Annotated in this window: 11 protein-coding genes; 1 reads left to right on the forward strand and 10 read right to left on the reverse strand. The window is 67.0% G+C overall.

Annotation, left to right across the window (positions count from 1 at the left end; translation table 11 throughout):
* Nucleotides 1-47: 47 nt before the first annotated feature.
* Nucleotides 48-1,688 (reverse strand): alpha-amylase family glycosyl hydrolase, encoded by a 1,641-nt coding sequence (locus Q0379_RS22085; protein WP_299016796.1) that lies wholly within the window; start codon nt 1,686-1,688, stop codon nt 48-50.
* The gene (locus tag Q0379_RS22090) at nt 1,664-3,463 is read right to left on the reverse strand and encodes an alpha-amylase family glycosyl hydrolase (protein WP_299016799.1); all 1,800 of its coding nucleotides are present in this window, start codon (nt 3,461-3,463) and stop codon (nt 1,664-1,666) included. Before Q0379_RS22090 ends, Q0379_RS22085 begins: the two co-directional genes overlap by 25 nt.
* 303 nt (nt 3,464-3,766) lie before the next feature.
* Here Q0379_RS22090 and Q0379_RS22095 point away from each other — a divergent pair, with 303 nt between their 5' ends.
* Entirely contained in the window at nt 3,767-6,493 is a 2,727-nt protein-coding gene (locus Q0379_RS22095; RefSeq protein ID WP_299016801.1) for a TonB-dependent receptor, read from the forward strand.
* 70 nt (nt 6,494-6,563) lie between these two features.
* Here the strand turns inward: Q0379_RS22095 and Q0379_RS22100 are convergent, their stop codons facing one another.
* Genes Q0379_RS22100 through Q0379_RS22130 form a run of 8 tightly spaced genes read right to left on the reverse strand, consistent with a single transcriptional unit; the run spans nt 6,564 to nt 16,084 of the window.
* Nucleotides 6,564-6,800, reverse strand: coding sequence for a hypothetical protein (locus tag Q0379_RS22100; protein WP_299016804.1), 237 nt, complete (start codon nt 6,798-6,800; stop codon nt 6,564-6,566).
* Between the two features lie 27 nt (nt 6,801-6,827).
* Nucleotides 6,828-7,376, reverse strand: a complete 549-nt coding sequence (locus Q0379_RS22105) for a lysozyme (protein ID WP_299016806.1) — start codon at nt 7,374-7,376, stop codon at nt 6,828-6,830.
* A 33-nt stretch (nt 7,377-7,409) separates the two neighbouring features.
* A complete protein-coding gene (locus tag Q0379_RS22110) occupies nt 7,410-7,844 on the reverse strand; it encodes a hypothetical protein (RefSeq protein WP_299016808.1) in 435 nt (144 codons plus the stop codon).
* A 27-nt stretch (nt 7,845-7,871) separates the two neighbouring features.
* Entirely contained in the window at nt 7,872-9,008 is a 1,137-nt protein-coding gene (locus Q0379_RS24335) for a hypothetical protein (protein WP_366519344.1), read from the reverse strand.
* 2 nt (nt 9,009-9,010) lie between these two features.
* On the reverse strand, nt 9,011-9,406 hold the full coding sequence (locus Q0379_RS22115) for a hypothetical protein (protein ID WP_299016810.1): 396 nt from the start codon (nt 9,404-9,406) through the stop codon (nt 9,011-9,013).
* 3 nt (nt 9,407-9,409) lie between these two features.
* Nucleotides 9,410-10,180 (reverse strand): hypothetical protein, encoded by a 771-nt coding sequence (locus tag Q0379_RS22120; protein WP_299016813.1) that lies wholly within the window; start codon nt 10,178-10,180, stop codon nt 9,410-9,412.
* Nucleotides 10,181-10,184: 4 nt separating this feature from the next.
* Nucleotides 10,185-11,333, reverse strand: coding sequence for a hypothetical protein (locus Q0379_RS22125; protein ID WP_299016816.1), 1,149 nt, complete (start codon nt 11,331-11,333; stop codon nt 10,185-10,187).
* Entirely contained in the window at nt 11,333-16,084 is a 4,752-nt protein-coding gene (locus tag Q0379_RS22130; protein ID WP_299016818.1) for a hypothetical protein, read from the reverse strand. The genes Q0379_RS22125 and Q0379_RS22130 overlap by 1 nt, the downstream gene beginning before the upstream one ends.
* Nucleotides 16,085-16,101: the final 17 nt, after the last annotated feature.

Below are 16,101 nucleotides of genomic sequence, written 5' to 3' on the forward strand. Positions count from 1 at the left end.
CTGGGCACAAGGCCCAGGAAGGCGGGATTGTTGAGCTAAAAGCGCCCCTACCCCCGCCGCGCGATCAGCCCCGCGCAGACAGGCATCTCGCCCTCGGCGCCCAGGTTGACGCCGTCGAGCAAGGTCCAGCCGTCGGGCAACGACCAGCCGACCGGCTCGTGACCCAGGTTGAAGGCCAGGAGCAGCGCGTCCTCCCCCTCCCCGCGCTGGAAGATCAGCAGCGGGCTGTTGGTGTCGAGAAATGTGATCGCGCCGGTGCGCAGCGCGGAGTGGCTGCGGCGCAAGGCGATCAGGCGGCGGGCGACATGCAGGGTCGAGTTCGGATCCGCCTCCTGCGCATCGACGGCCAGCGCCATGTGCTCGGGATCGACCGGCAGCCACGGCTCGACGGCCGAGAAGCCGGCGTTCAGCGCATGGGCGCGCCAGGGCATGGGGGTGCGGGCGCCGTCGCGCCCCAGGGTCTGGGGCCAGTTGGCGATGGCCTCGGGGTCCTGCAACCGTTCGAACGGGACGTTGGCCTGGGGCAGGCCCAGTTCCTCGCCCTGATAGACGAAGACGTTGCCGCGCAGGCCCATCAGCAGCAGCAGGCACATCTCGGCGAAGGCCTTGCGATCGCGCCCTTCGGCCCAGCGCGACACCGCGCGCGGCGCGTCGTGGTTGGAGAAGGTCCAGGACGGCCAGCCTTCCCCATCCGCGCCCGGCCACATGGCCGCGCCCTGCGGGATCATGTCGCCGGTCAGCTTGTCGGCGTAGAGATAGAGGAAGCCATAGGCGCTGTTCAGCCGGTCGTTTCCGGCCGTGAACAGCTTCATCTCGCGGTCGGCGTGGTCGCCGCCCACCTCGGCCACCGAGAAGCGCCCGCCCGCCGCGTCGGTCAGCGCCCGGATGCGCGACAGGAACTTCGGGATGTCGGCGTGGCTCTGGTTGTGGATCTTGTCCTGGAAGTCGAACGGCCGCGTCCGCTTGCCGCCCGGCGGCAGGGGCGGATTGTCGGTCAGCGCCGGGTCGTGCATCGAGAAATTGATGGCGTCGAAGCGGAAGCCGTCCACGCCCTTGTCGATCCAGAACTGGGTGACGGCCAGCAAGGCGTCCTGGACCGCCGGATTGTGCAGGTTCAGCTGCGGCTGGCTGCTGAGGAAGTTGTGCATGTAGTACTGGCCGCGGCGAGCGTCCCAGGTCCAGGCCGGGCCGCCGAACACCGACTGCCAGTTGCTGGGCGGGCTGCCGTCGGGCTTGGCGTCGGCCCAGACGAACCAGTCGGCCTTGGCGTTGGTCCGATCCTGCCGGCTCTCGGCGAACCAGGGATGCTCTTCCGAGGTGTGCGAGAAGACCAGGTCGATAATGATCTTCAGGTCCAGCGCATGGGCCTTGGCGATCAGGGCGTCGAAGTCGGCCAGGGTCCCGAAGATCGGATCAACGTCGCGATAGTCCGAGACGTCGTAGCCGAAGTCCTTCATCGGCGACTTGAAGAACGGCGACAGCCACACGCCCTCGACGCCGAGAGAGGCGATGTGCTCGAGGCGATCGGTGATCCCCGGCAGGTCGCCGACGCCGTCGCCGTTCGAGTCGGCGAAGCTGCGCGGATAGACCTGGTAGATCACCGCCCCGCGCCACCACTCGCTCATCAACGTCTCCGCACGGGGCTTGGCAAGAACTTCAACGGTCACGGTCGTCCCTCGGAAACGCATAGCATGTAGTCGAGCGGCGCGAGCTCGATGGAATAGCTGCCTGGCGCGGCGGCGCTGGGCGAACAGGCGCCATGAAGCGTCCGCCACGACGCCGAACCGGCCTCGACCGGCACGTTCGTCTTGATCGGCTTGTCGCCGGTGTTGAAGACAGCCAGAACCTCGGTCCCGGCCAGCAGCCGGGAAAAGGCGAAAAGGCCGGGCTGCTGGTCGGCGATGCGCGTCACCTGGCGCCCGTCGCGCAGGGCCGGCGTCGCGGTTCGCAGACGAGCCAGCTCGGCGATGCGGCGGTAGAGCACGCTTTGCGGATCGAAGGCCGATCGCGGCCCCTTTTCGGAGACGCCGATCAGGCGGTTGTCGTTGTAGCTGGCGACCTGGCTCGGAAACATGTCCTCGCGGGAGTCGGCGTAGTCGCCGTCGCCGGTGAAGCCCTGCTCGTCGCCGTAATAGATCGTCGGGACGCCGCGGGCAGTCAGCAGAATGGCGTTGGCCAGGGTCGCGCGGGCCAGCAGCTCCTCGTCGCCGATCCCGGGGCGGGCCTTCGTCAGGAACCAGCCGATGCGGCCCATGTCGTGGTTGCCCAGGAAGGTCGGCAGTTGGCGCGCGGCCGCCTCGCCGCCTTCATAGACGGAGTCCGCCGCGAAGACCCGCGCCAGTCTCTCAGGACCGGCCTTCCCCGTGACGACGTCGGTGACCGCCGCCTGGAAGGCGAAGTCCAGCACCGCCGGCAGCCTGTCGACCCGCGTATGGCTGGCCAGGATCGCGGGATCCGGGTCGAAAACCTCGCCGAAGATGTGGAAGTTCGGGATCCCCCTCGCCTTGGCCCGCGCCAGCATGGCCGGGACGAAGGCTTGCCAGAACGCCGGGTCCACATGGCGGGCGGTGTCGATGCGGAAGCCATCGATCCCGAAGTCGTCGATCCAGCGCCCGTAGACCTCGATGAAGCCCCGCACGACGCGCGGGTTCTCGGTGAAGACGTCGTCCAGGGTGGCGAAGTCACCCAGCAGAGAGCTCTCGCCCGCGAACCTGCTCTCGCCCCGGTTATGGTAGTAGATCGGATCGTTCAGCCACTCGGGCTTCTTGGCGTGCTCCTGGCCCGCCGGAACATAGGGCGAATAGGCCCAGTCCGGCCGCATCAGTTTGCTGAAGTCCTTGCCGTCGAAGCCGGCGTTGATCGCTGGCCCCGCCGTCCCACCCTTCCGCGCGTAGGGATAATCGGCGACGCTCCGATAGGGGCAGTGACCGTCCGGGCATTCGCGATACTGGATCACGTCGGCCGTGTGGTTCACGACGATGTCCATATAGACTTTCAGGCCCCGGGCGTGGGCGGCGTCGACCAGCGCCTTGAAGTCGGCCTTGGTCCCGAAATGCGGATCGACGTCGGTGAAGTCGGTGATCCAGTAGCCGTGATGGGCCGCGGACTCGTGGCCCGGCGCGCCCTGCACCGCCTTGTTCGTGAAGATCGGCGCCAGCCAGATCGCCGTCGCCCCCAAGCCCTGGATGTAGTCCAGCCGGCGGGTGACGCCCTTGAGGTCGCCGCCGTGATAGAAGCCGGCGCGCGTCGGATCGAAGCCGTCGACCAAAGCCCCCCCGTCAGGGCCGCCATGGTCGTTGGTCGAGTCGCCGTTCTCGAAGCGGTCGGGCAGCAGGAAGTAGATCACCTCGTCCTGCGGCTTGCGCTGCAGGTAGGTCGCCGGCGCGGCGAAGGCGGAGGCCGCCAGGGCGCTCAAGCTCAGGGCGGCCAGCAGCGCGCGTCGCCAAGGCGTCATGATCGACATCGCTCCCTCCCCGCGCCCGGTTAGCGCCGGACCGTCATTGCAATTCTTTGCAAGAATTTGCAGGGACGAGCCAGCCGTGTCAATCCGGGTTGTCAGGCCGATTTGCAGCGATTTTCCACCAGGGTACGCAGCGATAAGTGGGACAAAGAAGCCACATATCGCCGCTAGCAAGCGACATCGCGCGACCTTCCAGCGACCGTTTGCACTTTTTTGGGTTGATTACAGCGGATTAATTTGCAGTAATTTTCACCAACGGCCCGCCGCACCATCAAAGCGCAGAGCCGGACAGGGAGGGTGAGACTCATGAGCACTGCAATTTCGCGCCGCCGCGCCTGGCTGATGACCGGCGGAGCCACGGGCCTGGCGCTGACCTTCGCGCTGGCCGGTTCGGCCCAGGCGCAGACCGCCGCCCCCGCGCAACAGGACAACGCCCAGGTCGAGGAAGTCGTCGTCACCGGCATCCGCCGCGGCATCGAAGGCGCCATCTCGCTGAAGAAGAGCTCGACCTCGATCGTCGAAGCCGTCTCGGCCGAGGACATCGGCAAGCTGCCCGACATGTCGATCGCCGAGTCGATCGCGCGTCTTCCCGGTCTGACCGCCCAGCGCCTGGATGGCCGCGGCCAGGTCATCTCGATCCGGGGCCTGGCGCCCGACTTCACGACCGCCCTCTTGAACGGCCGCGAGCAGGTCTCGACCGGCGACAACCGCGGGGTCGAGTTCGACCAGTACCCCTCGGAACTGCTGAGCGCGGTCGTGGTCTACAAGACCCCCGACGCCGGCCTGATCGGCCAGGGCCTGGCTGGCACCGCCGACATGCGCACCGTGCGCCCGCTGGCCTTCGGCAAGCGCGCCCTGGCCGTCGGCGCCCGCTACGAGTGGAATGACATCGGCGCCCTGAACGCCGGGACCAAGTCGCACGGCAACCGCCTCAGCATCTCGTACATCGACCAGTTCATGGACGGTAAGCTGGGCCTGGCGCTGGGCTACGCCCACATGGAGTCGCCCTATCAGGCCGAGCGCTGGAATTCGTGGGGCTATCCCACCGACGCTTCCGGCAATCTGGTGATCGGCGGCGCCAAGCCCTACGTGCAGTCCAGCATGCTCAAGCGCGACGGCTTTATGGGCGTGGTCGAGTTCGCGCCGACCGATCGCTTCACCTCGTCGCTGGACGTCTTCTATTCGGAGTTCAACAACCACCAGATCCAGCGCGGCGTCGAGCTGCCTCTGGTCTGGGGCGGCATTCCGCTGACCAATTCGAAGGTCTCGAACGGCATGGTCGTCGGCGGCGCCTTCAACGGCGTCAAGGGCGTGGTCCGCAACGACGGCAACGACCGAGACGCGACGATCAAGTCGCTGGGCTGGAACAACAAGTGGGAGATGGGCGACGCCTGGACCCTGGTCACCGACCTCTCCTGGTCCAAGGTCGAGCGCACCGACCAGGTCGTCGAGTCCTATTCGGGCACGGGTCGCGCCGGCGTCGGCGCCACCGACAACATGACCTTCATGATGGACGGCGACGGCAAGGCGATCTTCACCTCGACCCTGAACTACGCTGACGCGGGCCAGATCAAGCTGACCAGCCCGCAAGGCTGGGGCGGCGACATCATCACCGGCGGCCAGGACGGCTATCTGAACCAGCCGACCATCGAGGACGAGCTGAAGACCGGCCGCTTCTCGATCACACGCGACCTGGATAGCGGCCTCTCGAGCGTCGAGTTGGGCGCCAGCTACAGCGAGCGCACCAAGGGCCTGGTGAACGACGAGTGGTTCCTGCGCGCCAAGGGTTCGCCGGCCAGCGTCGCCATTCCCTCCTCCGCCATCGTCGGCAACACCTCGCTGGGCTTCATTGGCCTCGGCAATGTGATCAGCTACGACCCGTTCGCCCTGATCCGCTCGGGCGCCTATGACCTGGTCCGCAACCCGAACGCCGACGTGCTGGTCAAGAGCTGGGACGTCGAGGAGAAGGTCGCGATCGGCTACCTGAAAGCCAATATCGACGCCGACCTGGGCGGCGTGCCGGTGACCGGCAACTTCGGCTTCCAGATCGTCCACACCGACCAGGGCTCGACCGCCCTGGGCGCCAGCGGCACCGGCAGCGGCGTGACCCGCGCCAACCTGTCGGGCGGCAAGAAATATGTCGACTTCCTGCCCAGCGTGAACCTGCGCTTCGCCCTGCCGGCCGAGCAGAGCCTGCGCTTCGCCATCGCCCGCACCCTGGCCCGCCCGCGCATGGACCAGATGCGCGCCAGCAAGACCTTCAGCTACGACCAGGCCAAGGCCGGCAACAGCAACATCAACTTCTCGCCCTGGAGCGGGACGGGCGGCAATCCGGAGCTGGAGCCCTGGCGCGCCGACTCCTATGACGTCTCGTACGAGAAGTACTTCGGCCGCCAGGCCTATGTCTCGCTGGCCGCCTTCTACAAGGACCTGAAGACCTACGTTTACGACCAGAGCGTCATCTTCGACTTCACCGGCTTCCCGATCGGTGGCGGACCGGAGCCGGCGACGCGCCTTGGCCTCGTCACCACGCCGCAGAACGGCAAGGGCGGCTCGGTCAAGGGCGTCGAGTTCGCGGCCTCGATGCCGGGCGCGCTGCTGACCCCGATCCTCGACGGCTTCGGCGCAACCTTCAGCGCCTCCTACACCGACAGCTCGATCCAACCGAACCCCAGCGACAAGAGCTCGACCATCCCGGGCCTGTCCAAGACCGTCGCCAACCTGACGGTCTACTACGAGAAGAACGGCTTCTCGTTCCGGATCAGCGATCGCTATCGCTCCAAGTTCCTGGGCGAGGTCACGGGCTTTGGCAACGGCCGCAACTATCGGATGGTCAAGGGCGAGTCCGTCATCGACAGCCAGATCGGCTACACCTTCAACGAAGGTCCGATGCAGGGCCTGTCGGTGCTGGCCCAGGTCAACAACCTGACCGACGAGCCGTTCACCACCTATCAGAACAACGACCAGCGCCAGGTGATCGACTACCAGCGCTACGGCCGCACCTATCTGATCGGCCTGTCCTACAAGTTCTAGCGTCCCATTCCTTCCCCAAGCCTTGAGCCCTCGCCGGACCTGCCCGGCGAGGGTTTTCTTTTGGGCGGGTTCAGGGTTTGGGCTCCGCCGGCCCGGCGTCCGGGGCGGGCGGGCAAGCCCGTGTCACCTTCAGCGCGCCGCCGCCGGGCTGGGCCTTGTCCAGGGTCAGGTCGACGGTGCGCTCGCAGCCCTCGTTCAGGATCTGGACCGCGCGCGCCAGGGTGACGGGATCGGCGGCCAGGCCCGCGCAGCCGGACAACATGACGGACAGGACGAGGCCCGCCATCGGGCCGATGACGTGTTTCATCACAAAGCTCCTGTGAAGGATTGGGGATCAGGCCGCTTGGCCCAGGAAGACGGCGCGTTCGGCCTCGCGCCTGGCGACGAGGCCCGGCAACTCGCGTCCACCGGCGAAGCGCCACAGGCGGAAGGCGTCGGCCGCGCCCTTGATGTCGCCGGCGATCAGCTTGCGGCGCACGCTGCTGTCGGCGAAGTCGGGGCCGCCGCCGACCTCGCCGACGCCGATGTTGTAGGCCAGGCTGACCATCGCCCCCAGCTGAGCGTCGGTCAGCGGCGTGCGGGAAAAGAGCGCGACGACCTTGTCGCACACGGCCTGGGCGTCGGCCTCCAGCAGCGCGTCGGCGTCGACCCGGACCATGCCGGCGGGCCATCGAGCGCGCCAGAGGCGATAGGCGGTTTCACGATCGCGGACGGGCTTGCCGGCGGCGAACAGCGCATGGCCCCAGCCGACGGTGTAGAGTCCGACCGGATCGGCCTGGGGCTCCAGCACGGCGGTCGCCTTGTCGCCATCGTGCAGCCCCTCGAACCGCTTGATCAGCGCGAGCGCGCAGGCGGGAACGTCCCGCGCCGGGGGCGTGGGCATGGGCGGGTCCTTTCTTGTGGGAGAGCTAGGCGGTCAACCGACCGCCGCGGGGGTGACGACCGGCTTGTCGCCGGCCGCCACTTCGAAGTGCTGGGACGAAGGCTCGTCGGCCAGACCATGAGCGGCCAGAACCCGGCGATAAGCCGAGACCTTGGCCTCCAGCTGGCGCTTCTCGCCCTCCAGGAGGGCGATGCGGGCGTCCTTGTCGAGGATCATGCGGCTATGCTCGCGGCGCAGGTCGCCCAGCTCGGCCTCGACCTGTTCGAGACGCTGGGCCAGGCGCTCGGCCTCCTCGCGCAGGGTGTGGATCACCCCCGAGGCGGCGTCCTGCGCCATCTGCATCAGATCCGCCTCGGCCTTGCGGGCCAGAGCCCGCCGGCCGAGGAGGTCCTTGATCACCGCATAGATCCCCGGCGCGGCCACCACGACATAGGGCCACGTCTTGGCGATGACGGTGGGGAGATCCATGGGGTTAAGGCTGGGCTGTGGGCCCGCCTACCACTCCACGACGACGAGGCCGTCGCCGCCACCAAGAACGTTGCCGGTGCTGACATAAACGCCGGCGGTTCCACCGCAGCCACCGCCAAAGCCAGCTTTTCGGACGTACGCGTAGCTAGAAACCCCAAGGGCGGCTCCGCTTCCTCCAAATGGTCCGCCGCCGCCTGAATACGTCGCGCCGTTAGTGTCATAGAGCGCGCCACCGCCAGCGCCCGTCCCGCCAGCGCCGGCGTTTAAATTGTTCTGCATGCTCGGACCGCCGCCGCCCCCCGCAAATCCGTCCCCAGGAAACCGGAATACGGCGCTGCTCGAGTTCACAGTCCCATTTGCGCCGGCGGTGGCCCCGATGGACAACAGATCAAAGCCCCCCTGTACGCCTGAAGAGGGACCGCCCGTCCCAGCGCCCCCTGTGACGTAAACGGAGCTTCCACGGGTAATGCTTCCCGAAGCGGATCCACCCACCCCACCCCCGCCAGTCGCACAGTAGCTAAGAGTACTCCCCGTAATCGAACCCGCGTCACCACCAGTTCCCAATTGAGAACCAGCTCCGCCACCACCTGTGGCCGAGTACCCGCCACTGGCCTCGATAGCGCCGGATTTACCCCCGGAAGCGTTGATGAGGTTCCCCCCCGAACCTATGCCTCCGAGCGCCGCTGATAGAGCTCCTGAGATCGCGCAGGATCCACCCGCCCCGCCTGTCGCGGAAAGATATGCGCCGAACGACGAGGTCCCGCCAGCTCCACCAAGTTGACCAGTTGCCGTGGGCGCACCGCCCTTGCCAACAGTGATCGATACGGTCTGACCCTGGGTCAGCCAAACGGTCCCCATAGCGAAGCCGCCGCCACCACCTCCGGTGGCTCGACCATAATCGCCGTTAATCAGCGCGCCGCAACCGCCGCCGCCCAAAACCCTGACCCGGTAGAATCCGGTCACTGGTGGCGTGAAGATAACGCTATCGAGAAACGTCAAGTATCGCCCGGTATTGAATATGCCGAGCCACCCCAGCGGCGGAATCGCATTGGCGGTAATGAAGGCTGATGTCGTAGTCGCTGAAGCAACCGAGCTACCCGCCGCTCCCTGCGCCGACCCGATCCGTCCCAGTACACCGCGATTAGAACTGCTTGGAATCGGCATGCTTACAGCCCCGCCTTGTGGTGGATGATGTTGAAGGTCTCGGCGTTGTGGGTCGCCGCGTAGAGCTCGGTCGTCGTCCCTTGCAGCGTCAGCCCGGTCAGCGCGTCGACGACCGTTGTGAAGGCCGGCGCCGTGCCGCTGGGCGTGGCGCCGAGCACCGCCGCCTCGGTCAGGAAGAACTTCGACGTGCCGCCGTTCAGCGACAGGAAGAACCGGATCATGCCGGAGGTGGTATTGCCGGTCGCCGTGACCCGCAGCTGCTCGGTGACGATGCCCGAGGCCGTCCCCGTGGCGACCTTGACCATCGTGCCCGTGCCGTCGCGATTGGTGTTGGCGGCGGTCAGTTGGACGATGTCCGGCGGAAGCGGCGTGGCCGCGTAGTTTGGCGTGGTGGCCATGGTTCAGATCCCTTGTTGTTGCCAAGTGAAGAGCGCGCCTGCGGTGTCGAGCACCCACTCAGTGTCGAAATCCACGGCGGACTTTTTGCGCAGCAGCTGGCCGGGCAGACCGCCTGCCGGGAAGCCGGCGCCCGGAACGCCCGGCACGCCGCCGATGCTGATGTTCCAGTTACTGATCGTGCCCGTGGTCGCGGAGGTCTGGGTGACGGCGACGGTCAGCGTCGTGCCGGCGTAGGAGGTGCAGACGCCCACCATGAACCGGCTGGGATCACCGTTGGCCACGGCGTAGATCGGCATGCCCTCGACGAAGCTCTCGCCGGCGTCGACGGTCCAGGTCTTGGTCCCGACGGCGATCGCGTTGGACGTCAGCGACTTGGTGGAAAACGACACGCCCGAGGCGACGTTCTGGACCTGCGCTAAGATTGCGGCCGCGTCGTTAGCCTTGGTCGTGGCGATGCCGGCCTGGGTAGTCGCCAAGCTCACCTGGCCGGCGGCGAGGGTCACCTGACCGGCCGCCAGCGCAACTTGATTGGCCGCGAGCCCCACCTGATCCGCCGCCAGTGAAGCCTTGGTCGTAGCGGTCGCCGCCGAGGCGGCGGCGGCGGCCTTGTCCGAGGTGACCTGGCTCGCCAGACCGTTCACCTCCGTCGCCACGGCGTTCGCCTGTGTCACGAAGGTCGGCATCTGCCCCAGAAAGGCGTCGGCGCGGGTGTTGAAATTGGACGGATCGTTGGTGGAGGGCGGCGTGGGGAGCGCCGTGATTTGGGCTGGCACGGGATCAGACCTCTTCGAGTTCGAGGGAAATCAGGGCGTCCTCGGGCTGGTCCATCGTGATCGTGAACCGCTTGTAGACGCCGACGATGAGCAGGGCCGAGAAGTAGCCGCTGTCCTGGTCGTCCAGGCCCGACCACAGCGCCGGGACGGCGTTGAGGTCGTCGCGCAGCTGCAGGATCCGATCGACGTCGGACTTCCTGCAGCGCAAGGTCTGGACAGTGCGCGGCACCGAGCGGCGCGGCACCAGGGTGGCGGTCCCGAAGTCGTCGCGGTCGATCTTCGAGAAGTTCAGCGCGTCGCTCTCGGCCTCGTGCAGGGTGCGGCCGAGATAGACCGACGAGCCCACCACGACCCCGCCGCAGGTCACGTTCCCATTGGCCCGGGTCAGGGTGATGGTGATGACCGCCCCGGTGTAGGGCGGCAGGTCGAAGCGGGCGAACTCCTGCTGGTAGCGGAACGCGCCGAAGAAGTAGTCGTACCAGCCGCTGGTCGGCCGCTTCAGCAGGTCGGCCGAGGCGGTATAGACGGTGTTCCCAGCCACGCTGACCGTGACGCTGACGGTGTCGGCGACCATGCCGACGACGCCGATCGAGTCCACGCGCTGGCCCGGCGTCAACGAGACCGTCAACGGCGAGGCCGTCGTCGTGCCGGTGTTGCGCAGAAGGTCGAACATCGCCCAGCGGTTGGTGGGGCCGATGTCGATCCACCAGCCGTCGTCGCTCGCCGGGTCGTGGCCCAGGTTCGTCGTGACGGTCGCCGTGTGGACGCCGCTCTGGGAACCGCTGAAGGCGATCGCAGACCCGCCGCTGGCCGTGGCGACCTTGAAGGTGTTCGCCGTGTCCGCGAGCACATAGTAGGTCGTTCCGGCGGTCAGGCCCGACGGCAAGGCGCCGGTCGTCGCAAAGGTGATCGGCGTATTGGCGACCAGACCATGGTTGGCCCAGGTGACCAGACCCGTTCCCGTCGCCAGGGTGACCCCCGCGGTCTTGCTTGAGATCGACTCGTAGGCGCGGTGGGTGCTGGTGCTGATGACCCGGTCCCCGCCCTTGTAGGCGGTGGCGGCGCTCCAGGCGGCCTCCCCCGCCGAAGGCTCGGCGCAGGTGGTGCTGGTCAGCATGGCGGGCGTGATGGAAATGGGGGGAAGCGCGCGCATCAGGCGGCCGCCTGGGTCTGCATGGCGCGGCCGCCCTCGGTGACGTTGGTCAAGGTGCGCTCCATCTTGTCGTTGCTGGTGGCGATGCGGGCGCTGGTCGCGCGCAGGTCGGCGAGCTCCTCGCGCAGGCGCCGCAATTCGGTGACGAGAGGCTGGTCGCCGGCGTCGCCGGCGCGGCGGACGTTGACCGCTTCGCCGGGGGTCAGGGCCAGACTGAACAGCTTGGAGTCCGGGGGACCGGAACCGCCGACTTCGAAGCTGCCCCCGGTGGCAAAGCCCAGAGAATTTCTGATTTCGTAGTAGCCGTTCGGGTCGCGCTCTTTAAACGTCTCCAGGATCGAATACTCGTAGGTGCCTGGCGTGAGCGCGGGATTGACGCCGCCTGGATAGTATTGCGGGTCATGTGAAGCCGTAGTGGCCGCCAAGTTACCCAGGAAGGCGTCGTAATGATATTTGCCGTCTAGCGTTTTGCCGGGATTGGCCCAGTTGGAGCTCGTCTGGGGCTTCGGCGCGACGGGCGCGGGCATAGGCATCGCCGCGACCGCAGCTTGCTGCGCCAGAGCGCCCTGCAGCCCCGCGATCGCGTCGCGCACCGAGACCACGCTGGTGTTGATCTGGATCAGCCCCTCAACCGACTTGTTCAGGGCGTCCAGCTGCTGCTCGGCGATCGAGGCCTGGCGGTCCGCGGTGTCGGCCGCCTCGTCCACCGCCGAGCGGACCAGGCCGACGTCGCGCAGATAGTCCTGGCTGGTCGAGACATAGTCCCGCGACGCGGCGGTGAACGCCTCGCCCTCGGCCTGCAGCCGGCCCATGGCGTCGGGATCGCCCAGACGGGCCATGGCCGCCGTCGCCAGGAACGCCTGCCGGGTCGAGCGGTAGCGACCGGCCAGATCCGAGCCGGCGATCGTCGCCGACAGGCTGGCGCTGAAGCCCCGCAACGACTTCGACAGCTCCGCGAACTTGTCCTTGGTCGCCTGGATGGCGTCGCGTTCGCGGTTGTAGGCCTCGGTCAGCACATTGCGCGCTTCGGCGACCTTGGCGGCCGCGTCCTCGGCGGCCCAGATCTGCTGCTGGTACTGCTTCTGGACCGGGTCCTCGATCGCCGCCAGGGCGAGCGACCGCTTCAGGGCCTTGGCCTCCTCGGTCCGCCCCTGGGCCGCCAGCAGGTCGGCGTACATGTTGGACCGGTCGGTCGCGAGCTTCGCCGCCTCGGCCGCGTCCTGCGCCTTCCAGAGCGTCTCGAGGAACGGCGCCAGCGAAGCGTCCAGCTTCTTGACGGCCTCCATCTCGCGTTGCCGCGACTTGGCCAGCTTGTCGGCGGGCGACAGGACGAGGTCGTCGATCTGGTCCTGCAACGACTTGGCCTTGTCCTCGACCGCCGCCTTGGCGTTCTCCGCCGCCGTGGCGACCTTGTCGAAGGCCGGCGCCAGCGCCATCAGGGCGGCGTACATCTTGGCGCCGTCCTCGGTGGAGACGTCCTGCTTGAGGACCAGGTCCCTGAAGCCCTCGCGCGTCAGGTCGGTCGGCAGCTGCAGCTCGGCGAGCTTGTTGGCGACCGCGTCCTTGACCGGCTTCAGCCGCTCGTCCTCGGAGAGGAAGTGCTCAGCGAAGAAGGCGGCCTGATCGGTCAGGGTGTCGAGACCACCAACCAGCTCGACCAGACGCTCGCGAGCCTCCAGCGAGGCGATCCCGACCGTAGCGAACGTCATGCCGACCGACCTCAGCGTCGTGTCGATCACCTCGTACTGACGCGCCACCCGGACGAGGGTCTCGAAGGCCCCCTCGCCCACCTTCTGGAACTGGGCGATCGCGGGGACCGCCGCCTTGGCCATATCGTCGCCCAGCTTGCCGAAGACGGCGTTCAGCGCCTCTTCGATCTGGGTCCCGGTCATGTCCTTGAACGACAGCTTGCCCAGATCGACCTTGAAGCTCGCGAGCAGACCTTCGACGTCGGTCGCGCCCAGCGCCTTGGCCGCGTCGGCCACGCCCTTGCCCAACGAACCGATCAGCTTGCCGACCTGGTCGAGGAAGTCCGCGTCCAGCGATCCGGTCTCCGTGATCACCTTGCTCTTGCTTGAGGTGGTGATCCCGAAGGCCTTCTTCTTGGTGGTCTCCAGCACCTGCTGATAGGTCGAACCAGACAGGCCCCCGGCGACGATGTCGGCGAGGCTGGCGGCGTTGAATTCGATCCCCTGGTCCTGCAGCGTGCGGGTCGTCGTCTTGCCAAAGCCCAGGTTCGACAGCGACGCCGCCGTCCCGGACTTACCGAGGTTCAGCCCCTCGGCGCTCAGCATGCCGCCAGCCCCGAACGAGCGCGCCAGGGCGGCGGCCACGGCGCCGATCTGGTCGTCGATCGACTTCAGCGATCGGACCATGGCGTTACCGTATTCCAGGTCCTTGTTCTCGTAGGCCTGGGCGTGGGTCAGGGCCTTTTCCAGGCTCTCGGACTTGCCCTTGGAGTCGCCGAGGACCGAGCCCGCGCCCTGGGCGTCCTGGCGGGTCTTCATGTCGTTGGCGCCAGGGACGGAGCCGCCGCTCGGCTTGCCCTTCATCGCCGCGCCGACCTGGACCAAGGCCGCGAGCACCGCCGCGCCGGCGAGGAGGTTGAACGGGAACGGCAGGCTGCTGAGCGTCTTGGCGTAGGCGGTGGCGCTGAACGCAGCCTGTTTGGCGGCCTCGCCCGAGACCGCGCTCGCGGTCTCCGCGCCATGGAGCGCCATCGACTTGATGGTGTTCAGCGTCTCGATCGTGTGGAATGCGATCTCGGCGACCTGCATGGCCTTGTAGCCCTCGGAGTTCTCCTTGAAGAACCCCTTGGCGGCGCCGGCCATGGCTCCGTAGCTCTTGATCGTCGTTTCGACGCGCTTCTCGGTCGCCTGCGCCTCGGTGATGTCCCCTTTTTCCAACTGCCGCTTAATGTCGGCCATGCTCGCGCCGTAAGCCGCAACGCTGGTCGTGAGCGTCGCCAAGGCTTTCCCGGGCTTTCCAAAGGCGGCTTCAAGCTGCGCGCCCATGTCGGTCGAGAGTTTGCCGATCGCCTCGAACTTCTCGATCAGCGTGTCCAGTTCCGGAGTCAGCTTTTCAACGACGGGGATCTTGTTGAGCTGACCTGGGTCTTCCGGCTTATACGCTTGGAGGCTTTCGGGAAGTTCGATCTCTCGCGCATCCCGAACACTGGGTTCGGCGCGCCCGAAGGACCCGACCTTCTCGGTCGCATCGCCGCCGCGGCGGCTCACATTCGTCGTGTTGCTGGTGACATTCTTGACGGACGTCGGGCAGTCGCAAGCTGACTTGGCGATCTCGGTGGCCTTGCCAGCCTCCTTCACAACGCGTTCGTCGCGCGCCTCCACGACATTGGCGATGAATGACTTGGCCAAGCCATCGAAGGCCGCGCCACCGGCCGCTGCGCCGTCAGCGGCGCCCTTAGCCATCGCCTTGCCGAGATTAGCCGCCGCGCCAGCATACTTGTTTTCCAGGCGGCCGATCGACACCGTGTCGAGCTCGGGCAGCTGGATCGGAACGCCAAACTTGGCGGCCGCCTGGTTGGCCATGCGGATGAGATTGTTGACGATATCAATCGCGCCGTTTGCGAGCTTCTCAAGACCTTCGGCGGCCAGGTTGACGGCGCTGAACACAAGGTCGGCGATGGCCGGCGGCAGAGCCGTGAACGCCGCCTTCATCCCGCCGACGAAGGCGCCGACCGCTTGGAAGCTGCTACGGACGAAAGAGACGACCCCGTCCACGGCGTCTTGATAGAGCTTGCCAAACCACTGGCCGATGCTCTCCAACGCCGGCCCGAAGGCCGCTGTCATCGCATCCGAGACAGTTTTCCAGACGCCCATGAGCACGTCACCCATGGTGACGCCCTTGTCCTTCACGCGCGCCAGCTGCTCTTCGGTCAGATGCAGGTGATCGAGGTTCTCACCGACGGACTTGCCGATCTGCTGCGCCGTGACCGCGAAGGCCGCGCCGATGCCGACGGCGGCGACCGCGACACCGGCCAGAACCGCGCCGAACGGCGTCAGCAGAGCCAGTTCGGCTGCGCCTGCGACAGCGCCCTCCCCGATCGCGGCCGTGGCCGCCGCCGCTTCCCCCGCGCCGGCCGCAAGCATGGAGAAGCCGGCGCGTGCGGCTCCGGCCTCCTTGGCGACAATCTTGATGACGCCCGTGCTGACGCCCAACCGCTTCAGTTCCGTTCCGAAGCCGACGCCCTCGAGCGAGGCCTCGTGGAACATCTTCGCGACGTCCTTGCCCAGGCCAAGCATGACCTTCAACGGCTCCTCGCCGCTGGCCAGGGCGCTGATCGCTTCGACCGTCGAACCGCTAAGCGCCTCCGTCTCCTTCTTGGTCAGTCCGCCGACGGCGCTCTTGTTGCTCCGCGTCTTCGGCTCCTCGGAAACTTCGTTCTTCGGCGAGGGAGCCGACGTACTGGCGGCGGTGGGCTGGGGACCGTATGGCCGTTTGCCGGTCGGCGCGGCTTTACTGAGCCGATCGTAGGCGCGCGCCAGATCGTCAGCAGCCTTGACGGCTTGCCGCATGAGGTCGGTTTGACGCGAAAGTTGCTCACCGACGTCCTTGAGGAATCTGACGGTCGGATCCGACTTGGCCAACAGATCACGGATACGCCGCTCGAAGATCTCGACGGACTTGCTGGCGTCGTCAGTCTTGTCGCTGACTTTGTCGAAGGCGTCGGCGGCGTCTTCAAGGCCGTCCGTCAGGTCCTTGAGGTCCTTCAGCTTGAAATCAGCCACAACGGCTCTCCCAAAAG

Source organism: uncultured Caulobacter sp., assembly GCF_937900395.1.
Classification (GTDB): Bacteria; Pseudomonadota; Alphaproteobacteria; order Caulobacterales; family Caulobacteraceae; genus Caulobacter.

Excerpts from the sequence above, each read along its gene's own strand:
- Q0379_RS24335 (WP_366519344.1), bottom strand. The coding sequence starts at position 9,008 with ATGCCGATTCCAAGCAGTTCTAATCGCGGTGTACTGGGACGGATCGGG.
- Q0379_RS22110 (WP_299016808.1), bottom strand. The coding sequence starts at position 7,844 with ATGGATCTCCCCACCGTCATCGCCAAGACGTGGCCCTATGTCGTGGTG.
- Q0379_RS22125 (WP_299016816.1), bottom strand. The coding sequence starts at position 11,333 with ATGCGCGCGCTTCCCCCCATTTCCATCACGCCCGCCATGCTGACCAGC.
- Q0379_RS22115 (WP_299016810.1), bottom strand. The coding sequence starts at position 9,406 with ATGGCCACCACGCCAAACTACGCGGCCACGCCGCTTCCGCCGGACATC.
- Q0379_RS22100 (WP_299016804.1), bottom strand. The coding sequence starts at position 6,800 with ATGAAACACGTCATCGGCCCGATGGCGGGCCTCGTCCTGTCCGTCATG.
- Q0379_RS22090 (WP_299016799.1), bottom strand. The coding sequence starts at position 3,463 with ATGTCGATCATGACGCCTTGGCGACGCGCGCTGCTGGCCGCCCTGAGC.
- Q0379_RS22105 (WP_299016806.1), bottom strand. The coding sequence starts at position 7,376 with ATGCCCACGCCCCCGGCGCGGGACGTTCCCGCCTGCGCGCTCGCGCTG.
- Q0379_RS22085 (WP_299016796.1), bottom strand. The coding sequence starts at position 1,688 with ATGCGTTTCCGAGGGACGACCGTGACCGTTGAAGTTCTTGCCAAGCCC.
- Q0379_RS22095 (WP_299016801.1), top strand. The coding sequence starts at position 3,767 with ATGAGCACTGCAATTTCGCGCCGCCGCGCCTGGCTGATGACCGGCGGA.